The sequence below is a fragment of the Pantoea sp. X-Soil-TKNS-1211 genome, assembly GCF_059730495.1.
In genome coordinates, this window is record NZ_AP035953.1 from 3794550 (window position 1) to 3808842 (window position 14293).

Below are 14293 nucleotides of genomic sequence, written 5' to 3' on the forward strand. Positions count from 1 at the left end.
GGTTTTTTTATTTTAGATGGCAGGCAATTCCGCCAACGGCCAGCGTGGCCGGACGCTGACGCCCAACTCACCACGTGTACCGCCTTTCAGACGTACCATGCCTGCGTAGGCAATCATCGCGCCGTTGTCGGTGCAAAATTCCGGGCGAGCGTAAAAGACTTCGCCACCACGCGCCTGCATCATCTCCGCCATGCGCTCACGCAGCGTGCGGTTGGCACTCACGCCACCGGCAATCACCAGACGTTTAAAACCGGTCTGATCCAGCGCACGTTTGCATTTAATCATCAGGGTATCCACTACCGCGTCTTCGAAAGCGCGAGCGATGTCAGCACGCGCCTGCTCATCTCCCGCATGTTCGCGGATGGTGTTGGCGGCAAAGGTTTTCAGGCCGGAGAAGCTGAAATCAAGGCCAGGGCGATCGGTCATTGGGCGCGGAAAGGTGAAGCGACCTGGTGTGCCCTGCTGTGCCATACGCGACAACATTGGCCCGCCGGGATAGTCGAGTCCCAGCAGCTTGGCGGTTTTGTCGAAAGCTTCACCCGCTGCATCATCAATGGACTCACCCAGCAACGCATATTCGCCAATACCCGTGACGCTAATCAGTTGAGTGTGTCCACCCGATACCAGCAGCGCGACAAACGGGAAATCCGGTGGGTTATCTTCCAGCATCGGAGCCAACAGATGGCCTTCCATATGATGGACAGGCACCGCTGGCACATTCCAGGCAAATGCCAGTGCACGTCCTACGGTCGCGCCGACCAACAGCGCCCCGACCAGGCCCGGCCCGGCGGTATAGGCCACCGCATCAATCTGCTGTGGCTGTAATCCGGCCTGTTTTAACGCCGCCTGAATCAGCGGCACCGTTTTACGCACGTGATCGCGCGATGCCAGTTCCGGCACCACGCCACCGTAATCGGCATGCAATTTTACCTGGCTATATAATTGATTTGCCAGCAGACCGGCTGCATCGTCATAAATCGCGATGCCGGTTTCATCGCAGGACGTTTCAATACCCAGAACTCGCATAGCTTTCGTACCCTCTTCTTGCGGCGCGCAGTGTAACACAGGGAGATCACCGCTCGGACAACTTTGGGTTGGAAAAAGTGTTTTTCCGCCGCGCAAAGAGTGCGCTATACTCCACGGCCTGAAAAAACCGGCAGCCGCAAAGGCAAACGCCCCTGTTGGTTTCAATTTGTCCTTGGTGCTTTACAAGCCAACCGCGGTTGGAGTAGAATTATGCACCATTTTGAAATGTGCTGGCGCCGCAGCCAGCAGCAAAACCGAATTTTATCGAGGTGAGAGTTACATGCCGGTAATTAAAGTACGTGAAAACGAGCCGTTCGACGTAGCACTGCGTCGCTTCAAGCGTTCCTGCGAGAAAGCAGGCGTTCTGGCTGAAGTTCGTCGTCGTGAGTTCTATGAAAAACCGACTACCGAACGTAAGCGCGCTAAAGCGTCTGCTGTTAAACGTCATGCCAAGAAACTGGCTCGCGAAAACGCACGCCGCACTCGTCTGTACTAATATCTTTTCGGAGGTTCGCCTCCGCCGCGTGATCAACGCAGACAGAGTCAAGTAAGAGGCCGTGCTTTCCGAAAGGAAGCGCGGCTTGTTGCCGTTTATGAGCTGAAAAATCGGGGCTTATGGCTGGACGAATTCCACGCGTATTTATCAATGACTTACTTGCCCGCACGGACATCGTGGATCTTATCGATGCCCGCGTAAAGCTGAAAAAGCAGGGTAAGAACTATCACGCGTGTTGCCCATTCCATAACGAAAAAACGCCCTCTTTCACCGTAAACGGTGATAAGCAGTTTTATCACTGCTTCGGCTGTGGTGCCCACGGCAATGCCATCGACTTTCTGATGAATTTCGATCGTCTGGAATTCGTTGAAAGCATCGAGGAGCTGGCTACCCAACACGGCCTTGAAGTGCCATATGAAGCGGGTAACGGCCCCAGTCAGATGGAACGCCATCAGCGCCAAAGCCTTTATCAGCTGTTGGAAGGTCTGAACACCTTTTATCAGCAGGGTCTGCGCCAGCCGCAGGCACAGCCCGCTCAGCAGTATCTCGCTACCCGCGGCCTGAGCCAGCAAGTGATTGATCACTTTGCCATTGGTTATGCTCCCCCGGGATGGGATAACGCATTGAAGCGTTTCGGTCAGCAAAAAGACGATCGCGAGTCGCTGATGGAAGCCGGCATGCTGGTCAGCAATGACAAAGGCCGGACATACGATCGCTTCCGCGACCGCATCATGTTTCCGATTCGCGATAAGCGCGGACGGGTGATTGGTTTTGGCGGCAGGGTGCTGGGCAACGACACGCCGAAATACCTGAACTCGCCGGAAACACCGATTTTCCATAAAGGCCGTCAATTGTATGGCCTGTATGAAGCGCAGAAAAACCATCCGCAACCCGCGCGTCTGCTGGTGGTGGAAGGATATATGGATGTGGTGGCTCTCGCGCAGTTCGGCATTGATTATGCCGTTGCCTCGCTGGGAACCTCAACCACCGCTGAGCATATCCAGTTGCTGTTTCGCTCGACCGAAAACGTGATTTGCTGTTACGACGGTGACCGTGCTGGCCGTGAAGCCGCCTGGCGCGCGCTCGAAACCGCATTGCCTTACATGAACGATGGTCGTCAGCTACGCTTTATGTTTTTGCCTGATGGCGAGGATCCGGACACGCTGGTGCGCAAAGAGGGCAAAGCAGCATTTGAAGCGAGGATGGAGCAGGCGATGCCGCTCTCCACGTTTCTGTTCGACAGCCTGCTACCGCAGGTTGATCTGAGCACACGCGACGGTAAAGCACGCCTGAGTACGTTGGCGCTGCCGTTGATCCGCCAGATCCCAGGCGAGACCCTGCGTATTTATATGCGCCAGGAATTAGGTAATAAACTCGGCATTCTTGACGATAACCGTTTAGAGAAGTTGCTGCCAAAACAGGCTGAGAGCGGAGTCGCACCTACTGCACCGCCACTGAAGCCCACCACTATGCGTGTACTGGTCGCTTTACTGGTGCAGAACCCGCAATTTGCCGCGATGGTGCCTGCTCTTGAAGGTCTTGAGCAGTCAAAAATTGCAGGCTTGCCGTTGTTTGTGGAGTTAGTTAGTCATTGTTCTGAGAATCCTGGCCTGACAACCGGACAGCTACTAGAGTTATATCGCGGGACAAATTTTAGTCAGACACTTGAAACACTGGCCACCTGGAACCACATGATAGTGGATGAGGATGCCGAAGAACAGTTTCAGGACTCGCTGGCTAAAGTATACGATTCAGCGCTTGAACAGCGACTCGAAGAACTGATTGCACGTGAACGCACGCACGGTCTCAGTGCCATTGAACGACGCGAAATATGGGCGCTGAACCAGGCTCTTGCTAAGAAATAATCGTTTTAAGCGCTCTGGTTGCCGATACCGTTAAAATGGCAGGGAACCGGGGCGATAAGCATTAGCGGAACCTGGCGAGAAGCCAGGCCCGAAAAAAGAATCCAAGCGGCTTAAGTGCCGATTAAAGAAGGGCAAAAGCCCTGGCCGCGACGAAGGCAGCGGCAAAAACACAACGCCTTCACTGTTATTGTTGGCTCGCTGCCGACCGACACCAATCTAATTAACAGAAGTGTGGATACCGTCTTATGGAGCAAAACCCGCAGTCACAGCTTAAGCTACTTGTCACCCGTGGTAAGGAGCAGGGCTATCTGACCTATGCTGAGGTCAATGACCATCTGCCGGAAGATATCGTCGACTCCGATCAGATCGAAGACATCATCCAGATGATTAACGATATGGGTATTCAGGTGGTGGAAGAAGCCCCTGATGCCGATGATCTGATGCTGAATGAAAACAGTGCCGATACTGACGAAGATGCTGCGGAAGCCGCCGCTCAGGTCTTATCCAGCGTTGAATCTGAAATTGGCCGTACCACCGACCCGGTGCGCATGTACATGCGCGAAATGGGTACTGTTGAACTGCTGACGCGCGAAGGCGAAATCGACATCGCTAAACGCATCGAAGACGGCATCAACCAGGTTCAGTGCTCCGTTGCAGAATATCCGGAAGCCATCACCTATCTGCTCGATCAGTACGATCGTGTTGAAGCGGGCGAATCACGTCTGTCCGACCTGATCACCGGTTTTGTTGATCCGAATGCTGAAGAAGATCTGGCACCGACCGCGACACACGTTGGTTCTGAGCTGTCTGAAGAAGACCGCGATGACGACGATGAAGACGACGAAGAGAGCGACGACGACAGTTCTGACGACGATAACTCTATCGACCCGGAGCTGGCGCGCGAAAAATTCGTCGAGCTGCGTACGCAGTACGAAACGACCCGTACGGTAATCAAAGCCAAAGGACGCAGCCACGCTGACGCGGTTGCTGAAATTCAGAATCTTTCTGAAGTGTTTAAGCAGTTCCGCCTGGTACCGAAGCAGTTCGATTACCTGGTGAACAACATGCGTGAAATGATGGAGCGTGTGCGTACTCAAGAACGCATCATCATGAAGCTGTGTGTTGAACTGTGTAAAATGCCGAAGAAAAACTTCATCACCCTGTTCACCGGCAACGAAACCAGTGAAAGCTGGTTTAAAGCGGCGTTGGCAATGAACAAGCCGTGGTCAGAAAAACTGCTGGAAGTGCAGGATGACGTCATGCGTTGCCTGCAAAAACTGACGCAGATTGAAGAAGAAACTGGCCTGACCATTGAGCAGGTGAAAGACATCAACCGTCGCATGTCTATCGGCGAAGCCAAAGCCCGTCGTGCGAAGAAAGAGATGGTGGAAGCTAACCTGCGTCTGGTGATTTCAATCGCCAAGAAATATACCAACCGTGGTTTGCAGTTCCTTGACCTGATTCAGGAAGGCAACATCGGCCTGATGAAAGCGGTTGATAAGTTTGAATATCGTCGTGGTTATAAGTTCTCAACTTACGCCACCTGGTGGATCCGTCAGGCCATCACCCGTTCTATCGCCGACCAGGCGCGTACCATCCGTATTCCGGTGCATATGATTGAGACTATCAACAAACTCAACCGTATTTCGCGCCAGATGCTTCAGGAGATGGGTCGCGAACCGACGCCGGAAGAACTGGCTGAGCGCATGCTGATGCCAGAAGATAAAATCCGCAAAGTGCTGAAAATCGCTAAAGAGCCGATCTCCATGGAGACGCCGATTGGTGATGATGAAGATTCACATCTGGGCGATTTTATCGAAGACACCACGCTGGAGCTGCCACTGGACTCTGCTACCTCTGAGAGCCTGCGTTCTGCCACTCACGACGTGCTGGCAGGTCTGACTGCGCGTGAAGCGAAAGTACTGCGTATGCGTTTCGGTATCGATATGAATACCGACCACACGCTGGAAGAGGTGGGCAAACAGTTCGACGTAACGCGTGAGCGTATCCGTCAGATTGAAGCCAAGGCGCTGCGTAAACTGCGCCACCCGAGCCGTTCTGAAGTGCTGCGTAGCTTCCTCGACGACTGATTCGATGCAAAACAAAAAACCCCGGCAAGCCGGGGTTTTTTATTGCCATCAAACAGGCTGTAGCGATTCACGCAGCTGGCGATAGGCGGCAGCCATCTCTTCCAGCGAGGCACGGTTCAGGCCACTCGGGTTAGGCAGTACCCATAAACGGGTATCACCGAGCGTTTGCGGCTGCTCGCCCCACTCTACCTTACGTTGGCGAAACGCGCGCTGGAAGGCATCTTTGCCCAGCACCGCCAGCGCATGAGGCTGATAACGCAGCACTTTATCCAGCAATCTGCTGCCACCATCGCGCAGTTCATCACCCGCCAACTCTGTAGCCTGCACAGTAGGACGCTCCACCAACATGGTGATACCGCAGCCCGTCTCCAGCAAGCGTTGCTCCTGCTCTGGTTTGAGCTGCTCGTGGGTAAATCCCGCCAGATGGATCACCTTCCAGAAGCGATTACCGGGGTGCGCAAAATGGAACCCCGTATGCGCCGAAGATTGGCCTGGATTAATGCCGCAAAACAGCACCTGCAAATGTGGGGCGATGATATCGCGAATATTGTGATCACTCATGCCAGCACCAACCCTGCGCGTTGTTTCACCGACTGACGGCTGGCAGCCAGGATATACTGCGCCTCGGTGTCGTCCGGGCAAGCACGAGCCAGTGCCATCGCTCCGACCATCTCGGCCAGCATACTAGCGGCAAGACTATCAGCCCGATGATTTCCCAACTGCTGCAAGGGTTCAGCCAGACGCTGGCATACCACTTCACGCCGCCGGGAAAACAGCGTGCGCGCCTCCAGCGGCAGATGCGCCATTTCACTGGCAAGAGCCGGGAGCGGGCAACCTTCACCTGGCGTAACACGATGGCTATCGGACAGGTAATTATCGATCAACTGGTCCAGCCGCTGGGCCGGGTCTTCGATCTGCACAATCTCAGCCAAACGCTGCGCGGAGTCGGTAAACATCTGCTCGATCACCGCCTCAACCAGGGCGTCGCGCGATGCGAAATGGGCATAGAAGCCACCATGCGTTAAACCGACACGCTTCATCAGCGCCGCCACGCCAATGCTCTCAGTACCGCACTCACGCATCACTTTTGCCGCCTCATCCAGAATGCGCTGGCGCGTGCGCGCTTTGTGACTCAGCTTTTCCATCTCCTGTCCCTCCCGATCATCAGTTACGACAATCATAGTAATTATTACGACCATCATATTCCAGCTTGACGATAAATATTACAATCGTCATATTTAGCATATCAAATATGATAATCATCATTCAGAGGAACCGACCATGTCATCATCTCAACTGGCTTTGATCACCGGCGCATCAAGCGGTATTGGTGCAACTTACGCAAAACAACTGGCCGCTCGCGGTTACAACCTGATTCTGGTCGCACGCGATGCCGCCCGCCTCAACACGCTGGCCCAGAGCTTACGAGAATCAGCAGGCGTGGAAGTCTCCGTGCTCCCGGCTGACCTCACCAATGCGCAGGACTTGCAGCGTATCGAACAGGAGCTGCGCGATAACCACCGCATCACCCTGCTGCTTAACAACGCGGGAATGAGCGTGGAGGGAGAATTTATTGACGCGGATATCGAGCGCATTCAAACCATGCTGGCGTTGAATATTTTCGCTCCAACCCAATTAGCCCATGTCGCTGCCCAGGCTTTTCGTGCGCGCGGGCATGGCACCATCATCAATATTGCTTCAGTGCTGGCGTTAATGCATGAGCGTTTCAATGGTGCTTATGACGCTACCAAATCTTTTGTCTTAACCCTGACGCGTGCCATGCAGCGTGAGCTGGTTGATAGCGGCGTTAACGTGCAGGCAGTGTTGCCAGGTGCAACGCGCACTGAGATTTTTGATCGATCCGGTACACCGATAAGCACACTACCGACAGAAATGTTAATGGAGGTGGAAGATCTGGTGAGCGCTGCGCTGAGTGGACTGGATTCCGGAGAGCTGGTAACCATCCCTTCACTGGAAAACACTGAGCTGTGGCAGGATTTCGATAATGCCCGCATGGCACTGCAACCTTATTTATCGCTGAACAAACCAGCATCACGTTATCAGCAGGCATGATGGCAACAAGAGGCAGGGCATTCCAGCCCTGCCTCAGATTCGTCTGCGGATTAAGGGGGCTTTGTTGCCACGGGTGTGAGATCTGCGAATTTTCTTATGGATATCAAAGAGTCAGGCAGTGTGCTAATTTTGAGCAACCAGCTATCAATGGCTGGATTGCCCTGGCGAGATACTTTATAATCCCCGCTCCGCTGGCCCCTTAGCTCAGTGGTTAGAGCAGGCGACTCATAATCGCTTGGTCGCTGGTTCAAACCCAGCAGGGGCCACCAAATTTAGTGAATAGCCCCACCCCATCACTCCACCTTCTCATCCCGCAACAACTGATACCGATACTCCAACTGCCTCAACAATATCCCGGTCTGCACCTGATCACTGCTCTGATTCCCTTCACCTTCGGCGTAACGTCGCAGTTGCTCCTCAACGGGCGGGTGCTGACTAAATGCCTGCATGGCGGAAAAGATGCTCGATTTCAGTTCACTGACTGTCAGGTATTTACCACGTGTTTTATCCAGGCCATTAAGTTGTTCGACCAGGTGCTGCAACCCGGCCATGCCCTTATGCCAGCTCTGAAGACGCTCAAGCGGGATAGCTTCTTTTATTATGCGCTGTTGTGCCAACTGAGCCTGCTGCTGCATCTGCTTATTTCCAAACCAGCAAACACCTCCCAGCACCATAGCCACAGCCAACAGCGCGCAACAGGCACCACTGACAAAAGGTTTTAACCATGAACCCGATACTTCTGGTTCTGGCTGAATGACATAAACTCTTGGGACCAGCAGTTCGGAGGGGGGCCTGGTGACAACCTGCGGCATATTCACCCCCCCTTCCTTGAAGTGAGCAATCGCAGACTTTATCTGCTCGTACAGGGTGCCAGTCTGACCAGCATCCCTCATGCCGTAGCATGTCAGCGCATCACGCAGTGACTGCAACAATTTTTCACTGCGACATAACTCGGTTAGCTCATCCTCATGCTGGAACGTCCAGCGCCGCAGAATATTTTGCAGTCGACGGACCAATGTATTGATGATATCCGTGCGCGCCTGTGGGGCTTGCGGCCACAATACCGCCCACTGACGTACGATGATCGCCTCCAGAATGCTAAGCCCTTCATTCAACCCACATGCGCCTGCCGTATACGTTCGCGCCAGGGTGTACCAGGCGGCGCTTTGCAACTCCACACCGTTCAACTCAAACAATGCCAGACAGAGTTTCTCAACCTGTATCCAGTCCACATCAGGTCGAGCGGGATGGGTAAGCTTGCCGATCTCATCACGCAACATGGCGTATTCACTGAAGGTGCGCGGGTCTCCACCGATCAGGATCGATTGGGGAGAACGTTCGGTCATCATCCGTTGATTATCCTTTTCCAGATTTACACATCACCCCGCGGTTACAGAGTCTTGTTTTCGAGAAACTGCTGTTGTTGCAGATGACGGATAAGTACACGCCCTTCCGGCATAAATACCGTGCCAAATCGCACCAATCCAACCTGTTTCATCTCGGCTTCAATGACATAACGCAGGTCGCCGGGATCAGTTTGCTCCAGCAGCACAACATCGATTTTTGCCAGTCGTGGCTCGTATTTCAGCAATACCTGCACAAGGGTGAAAAGCAACTGATGGGCGGTTGCTGGCATCCCCGCCAGAATTTGCGTCATATCTGGCAGGCCATAGTCCGGAATATGCGCCAGCGATCCAGCGCGGGTATTCAGAATGCGTTGCATATTGTCCAATACCGACAATATGATCTGGTTCTGCTCACTGACCTGATGCAGCGCTAGCCCACCGCTAAAACAACCTTTCAGCAATTCATAAAGCGAGAGCTGGCTCATGATGGCTTCTCCGCACGCAGCATCAGATGCCGACTATCCAGCTCAATCACCCTTGGTTTATCCGGGTTCAGGTCGTTACGTTCCAGCACTAACCGCCAGCTATTTTTTGCCATGTCGGGATGCTGAAACAGGCCGACAACGGCCACAAATCGGGTTCCTGGCTCCATAGGCATATTCAGTGCAATATCCCCGCCGGGCGTCACAATCAGATCGCGTTCTGCCAACAGGTCTGCATACAACACCTCCGCAGACTCATGTATCAGTTGCTGATAAACCGTGCCATCAAAGGTTTTTCGCGCTTTCAACTGATAAATTCGCACCATAACCGGCTCGGAAAGCGGATGGTGTTCGCGGGTATCGCTATTAAGGCTTTCACGGGCGGAGAAGTCGAGATGCAGGATCTTTATCTGTTTATAAAATATCGAGTTAAATGCGGAAGAGGTACTATCAACCACACTCTGCTGGAGCCCACAGGCTGAGAGATTCAACACAGCAGTGCACAGCACCAGGTTACGTAAAATGGTAGGTGACACGTCGGGTTCCTTGTGATGATGTGGCGGGTTCCATGCCGGTATAACTGCCCAATTCGGTGGTAAAAGTGGCGGGGATATCAGCAGGACAACTCTCTTCCCCCGCGCCAAGTACGCCGGTCATTCCCAGCCAAAAAGGTGCGGTGCCAAGGGCTGGAGGCGCGAGCAGCCGGGTATGCAACGTGAGTCTGATGCGTGCTTTATAACGCCAGCCAAGATACACACGCAGCATCACCTGCAAGTCCTGGTACAAAAGCCCCTCCGGCAACCAGCCCCGGGCTTCATCTGCACATTCAGTTTGCAAATCAATCAGGATCTGGCTGCTGGCATCCATCACTTCATCGCCCAGCGGAAGATTGCCATCAAGCAAACAACCCTGCTCAGTGAGGACCAGTGGATCGTTCACCAGCACCGGATGCAGACAATGCGGCTGCACCTGAACTGCCGTCTGTGGAGCAAGCAGGCGTACCAACGCCGTAATACCCTCTGCCGTTCTGCCGGGTTGACGCATGACACTCAGCAGCGCCAGAAAACGTGATATCGGCGTCGCAATATGTTTTCCGGTGCCGGGAATGCCCAATCCAATCAAACCGAGCAACGACTGAGAGGTGCTGTCCTTACCTCCCTCTTCAAAAGTGGCGGGGTAAGAATATTTACGCCAGATACGGTAGAACTGCGTCAGCACACGGTGGTTAAAGATATCGAGAAACCCCTGTAACGCTTCGTGCCCTTCATTGTGCTGCGTGATGTCATCAAGATAAGCCCCAGCCAAAGGTGCATCTACGCCATAAAGCCCAAGAAAGGTGGTGCGCACCACCGGTGGCCCCTCGCCATACTCCAGCGCCTTCAGTTCACTGACGGGAAACCCCATACCGGCATGGGGCAACAGGCGAATAGGATCATCTGCTGGATGGCTGGTACTACCGAGTGGCGGATCGTCACGGTGCTGATGTTCAATCAGTTGGCAGAAGCGGTAAAAATTCAGGCAGTTCAGTTCACGCTCAAGACGTTGCGTCAGCCGGGGATGCGGCGGTTGTGCTTCTCTTCCCATTGCAGACGTTCTCCGGTAGGTTGCAGAATCAGGATCAGGCAGTTAAACAGATGGATATCGGTATACAACGCAAAAAAACGGCTGAGCATTTCGCCAAACAGGCAAATATCACCGCTACCGGCAAAACCGTTACTGTCGAGGGTGATTTCGATCTGTACCCCACGCAGCAGATAACCCTGTTCAAAACGCGTCACTTCGTGGTGGCAAACGTGCAGAATGGCCTCCAACCTGCGGCGATTCATCTCACTGTGCGTCCAGTCATAAAGTGCCAGCGTGCCGCGCAGGACATCAGCGTTATCCATCATCCACAGGAAGCTGGAACCGAGATGGCTCAATACCCGCCAATGAAAGCGGTCGCGATTGGGGGGATAGCAGGGCAGCGTTGGCGCACAAAGATTACGCACCTGCACCTGAGAGGCGGTGGATTTAACCACCTGATCCAGTAACGTGCTTTGTAACGCCCGGCGCGGCAGTTGCCCATTAGTGCCGGTTACGCTGACGGAGAGGCTCTCATCCGGTGGCACGCTATGGTTATCAAACGCTTCGCCGCCGAGGATCAACCAGGTTTCATGTAATCCGGATGGCCCCTGACGTACCCGCGTATGGTAGTAATGTTCCGGCGCAGCGGGATGCAGCATCCCACCTTTGTGACGGAAGCTGGTAAACGGCACATAGGGGGTGTTATGGCAGGACGTCACCTCATCCACCGAATAAATTTCGGTATGCCCATCCTGCACACGCATCGGGCGTAACAGGTATTCGGTCTGTAAACCATCAATGGTCAACGGGTCAGATTCCAGCGCAAAAAGATTGATGACCGGAACCACGTTCAAACGCAGATGCTTTTCGCTGAAGATAAAATCATGTTCCCAACGTCTGGAGAGCGTCAACTCCAGCTCAAACCATGGCAGAACAGCCGGGAGATTTGCCTGCTCCAGCCCATGCAGGCCCACTGTCATAAACTTTTCCCGGAAGGTGAAATATTCCAACAGCAACTGATAGCCGCTGAAGCTACTGTCACTGCCAGGCCACAGGCGGTCATCACTGTCAAAACCTTGCGCGCTAAAATGTCCCGCGACTATCCGACTCTCACTCTCCCCCGCCAGGCGCAGTTTGATATTGGCGACATGCAGGGTCAGCGTTTCGTGCAGAGCACAAGCCAGAGGTGCGTCGGCGTTAAGATAGAGCGGAATATGGCTAACATCCATCCGGCTCCAGTCGGCCAGCTCGCCGCTCTTAAAGCGCAGACGGATCACGGATCGCCCCTGCGTATCAGTGGTAAGCGCTACCTTTTCCAGTACCAGCGGCAGCAGTTCAAGATCGCGGGTGGTGGTATAACGACAACGCGTTCCTTTCTCCCCAATCGGGCGAGACAGCACTTCAAAACCGCGCGCAATACGCTGCGGTTCCTTCATCAATCGCCAGTCAGGGGTAAACTCCACCACAGATAAGGAGGGAATGGTGCGCAGGTAATGTGGCCACAGCAGGCTTACCAGCCCTTCCGTCAATTCAGGCAGGTCATCATCCAGCTTTTCCCGCAACCTCCCCATCAGGAAGGCAAAACCTTCAAACAGACGTTCTACATAGGGATCGCGTGCACCGGCTTTATCCAGATTAAGCATTGCCGCCTGTTCCGGGTAAGCTCGGGCAAACTCTTCACCGGCTTCCAGCAGGTAGCGCATTTCAGCGTCGTAATAACGCAGAGTTAAGTTTTCCATAGGGAATTCACCTAAGAGTCTATGAGGAGATTAGCCGCAAAGTACTGTGGCCTGCGCCGGATCAAGGGCAATCAGCCCGACCAACAAACTGTCCATCTCAGATTGCAGCCGGGCTTTGTCGCTCTCGCTGCGGGCCGTTCGGTTTCTTAGCAGTTTCAGCCGTCTGGCCCTGACTTCGAACATCAATTCAGGTGACCAGTGGGTCAGCGTAAGGCTCTCCGCATGGATGTCTAATTCGCGCAATAGATGCAAGGCCATGTCATTCTTACCCAGTTGTTCGCACACCCTCGCCATCAGCAGACGCAGCAACCACCGGGCGCGCACGCTATTGACGCCAGGCCGCCGCTGTAGCCAGCAAAGTGCGGCTTCCACGCCCTCCGCATCAGCGATCGCCAGCGCTTCGCTCTCCAGCGCGAGGATGTCACCCTCCTGCTCACAAGCGGGTGCCACCGCTACCGGTTCGCGATAAGAAACATCGTTTCTCACCTGCCGGGAGATCCAACTCAGCGTCACTTCATCGGCAAAAGGCGTACCGTCGGAGAAGGTCAGGCACTCCAGTTCTGGCAGGCGTAATAACAACGCAGCCAAATCCTGCTCAACCACGGTTGCCAGTCGGGAGTCAGCCTTCCCACGACTGAGCGCTTCCCAGGCGTACCATTGCACATCCAGCCATAGATGGTTGACGCTTTGCGCGAAGAGTGAATCAGTCAGTTCCAGCAGTGCCTGCCAGCTTTGCTGCGACCAGAGGCGTTTCAGTTGTGCCAGATGTTCAGGTTTGGGCGGTGCCAGACGCGTCCTGCCACTGGTATCCAATGGCGGCAGATGATGGAGTGTGTCCCAGCGTATGCTTTTCATCAGATGATGCGCGGCCAGCCATCCCTCTGGCTGTTCACGCAGGTAGCGGGCCAGCAGCCTGGCCTGGTCAAGCAGGTCACGCCCCGAGGAGATCGGGGCCAACATTGGTGTAATGTTTTTGTCAGCATCCGTCGGTTCGCTGCTGTTTTGTGGCACCAGTGCATCCGCGCCGCCACTACGTGCCAGGCGCACCTCCAGCGCCTGAATCAGCGGTCCCAGAGTCTGGCGCTCTTCTTCACTGATCAGGTCATCTACCCACAGCAGCACCGCACAAATGCGACGGATCAGCGTCATGTCCACTTCCGGCCACAGCGCGAGACTGTTCAGCATTTTGCCACTGCCGAGCCAGGCCAGAGCGCTTTGCCTGCTACGAAGTCGCTGTGGATGCAACAGTTCACCATATTGCTGCAACGCGGCAGCCAGGAGTTCCAGACCTTCGGCCAGGCCCTGCTCTCCGTGCTGATGGAGACGCGCCCACAGGTAAAAGGTGATCACACGAATATCTTTACTGACTGAGATCAGCAATGGCTCTGCCAGCGCAATAATTAACGCCGTATCAACGCCGGAGAGTTTGTTGACCTCGGCAAAAATTTGCTGGAAATGGTCGTCATACGTCGGATCTTGCCCGGTTGGTGCCAAATCGTTGATCGGCTCCATCCAGCGCGCCCAGGCGCTGATGCGCTGTTCTGCTTCTGCACGCAAGGCAACGTCTTCTGCGCCACAGGCGCTGATTAACACGGCAATCCCTGTCATGATAT

13 protein-coding genes and 1 tRNA gene are annotated in these 14293 nt (G+C 54.3%); 5 read left to right on the top strand and 9 right to left on the bottom strand.

The genetic code is table 11. The features are described from left to right. Window positions 1-12 precede the first annotated feature (12 nt). Entirely contained in the window at window positions 13-1026 is a 1014-nt protein-coding gene (gene tsaD, locus AC6I8W_RS17840; protein WP_480365897.1) for a tRNA (adenosine(37)-N6)-threonylcarbamoyltransferase complex transferase subunit TsaD, read from the bottom strand. A 280-nt stretch (window positions 1027-1306) separates the two neighbouring features. On the opposite strand from tsaD, the gene rpsU reads away from it, so the two are divergent. From rpsU to rpoD, 3 genes are all read left to right on the top strand, one after another. After that, on the top strand, window positions 1307-1522 hold the full coding sequence (gene rpsU / locus AC6I8W_RS17845; RefSeq protein ID WP_001144069.1) for a 30S ribosomal protein S21: 216 nt from the start codon (window positions 1307-1309) through the stop codon (window positions 1520-1522). 119 nt (window positions 1523-1641) lie between these two features. Continuing rightward, complete coding sequence (gene dnaG, locus AC6I8W_RS17850; RefSeq protein ID WP_497836088.1) at window positions 1642-3387, top strand: DNA primase; 1746 nt, start codon at window positions 1642-1644, stop codon at window positions 3385-3387. 245 nt (window positions 3388-3632) lie between these two features. Further along, window positions 3633-5477 (top strand): RNA polymerase sigma factor RpoD, encoded by a 1845-nt coding sequence (gene rpoD / locus AC6I8W_RS17855; RefSeq protein ID WP_480365902.1) that lies wholly within the window; start codon window positions 3633-3635, stop codon window positions 5475-5477. A gap of 48 nt (window positions 5478-5525) precedes the next feature. Here rpoD and mug read toward each other — a convergent pair whose 3' ends face one another. Beyond that, the gene (gene mug / locus AC6I8W_RS17860) at window positions 5526-6038 is read right to left on the bottom strand and encodes a G/U mismatch-specific DNA glycosylase (RefSeq protein ID WP_497836089.1); all 513 of its coding nucleotides are present in this window, start codon (window positions 6036-6038) and stop codon (window positions 5526-5528) included. Then, the gene (locus AC6I8W_RS17865; RefSeq protein ID WP_497836090.1) at window positions 6035-6622 is read right to left on the bottom strand and encodes a TetR/AcrR family transcriptional regulator; all 588 of its coding nucleotides are present in this window, start codon (window positions 6620-6622) and stop codon (window positions 6035-6037) included. The genes mug and AC6I8W_RS17865 overlap by 4 nt, the downstream gene beginning before the upstream one ends. Before the next feature lie 136 nt (window positions 6623-6758). On the opposite strand from AC6I8W_RS17865, the gene AC6I8W_RS17870 reads away from it, so the two are divergent. Then, on the top strand, window positions 6759-7550 hold the full coding sequence (locus tag AC6I8W_RS17870; protein WP_497836091.1) for an SDR family NAD(P)-dependent oxidoreductase: 792 nt from the start codon (window positions 6759-6761) through the stop codon (window positions 7548-7550). Window positions 7551-7743: 193 nt separating this feature from the next. Further along, a tRNA-Ile gene (locus AC6I8W_RS17875) sits at window positions 7744-7819 on the top strand. Window positions 7820-7843: 24 nt separating this feature from the next. Here the strand turns inward: AC6I8W_RS17875 and AC6I8W_RS17880 are convergent. Genes AC6I8W_RS17880 through tssA form a run of 6 tightly spaced genes read right to left on the bottom strand, consistent with a single transcriptional unit; the run spans window position 7844 to window position 14288 of the window. Beyond that, entirely contained in the window at window positions 7844-8899 is a 1056-nt protein-coding gene (locus AC6I8W_RS17880) for a VasL domain-containing protein (protein WP_497836092.1), read from the bottom strand. A gap of 41 nt (window positions 8900-8940) precedes the next feature. After that, entirely contained in the window at window positions 8941-9381 is a 441-nt protein-coding gene (gene tssE, locus AC6I8W_RS17885) for a type VI secretion system baseplate subunit TssE (protein ID WP_497836093.1), read from the bottom strand. Beyond that, a complete protein-coding gene (gene tssJ, locus AC6I8W_RS17890) occupies window positions 9378-9914 on the bottom strand; it encodes a type VI secretion system lipoprotein TssJ (protein WP_497836094.1) in 537 nt (178 codons plus the stop codon). The genes tssE and tssJ overlap by 4 nt, the downstream gene beginning before the upstream one ends. Further along, entirely contained in the window at window positions 9892-10962 is a 1071-nt protein-coding gene (gene tssG / locus AC6I8W_RS17895) for a type VI secretion system baseplate subunit TssG (protein WP_497836095.1), read from the bottom strand. The genes tssJ and tssG overlap by 23 nt, the downstream gene beginning before the upstream one ends. Further along, on the bottom strand, window positions 10926-12680 hold the full coding sequence (gene tssF / locus AC6I8W_RS17900; protein WP_497836096.1) for a type VI secretion system baseplate subunit TssF: 1755 nt from the start codon (window positions 12678-12680) through the stop codon (window positions 10926-10928). Before tssF ends, tssG begins: the two co-directional genes overlap by 37 nt. 30 nt (window positions 12681-12710) lie before the next feature. Then, window positions 12711-14288 carry a type VI secretion system protein TssA gene (gene tssA, locus AC6I8W_RS17905; protein WP_497836097.1) on the bottom strand — a complete coding sequence of 526 codons (1578 nt, stop codon included), beginning with the start codon at window positions 14286-14288 and terminating at the stop codon, window positions 12711-12713. Window positions 14289-14293 lie beyond the last annotated feature (5 nt).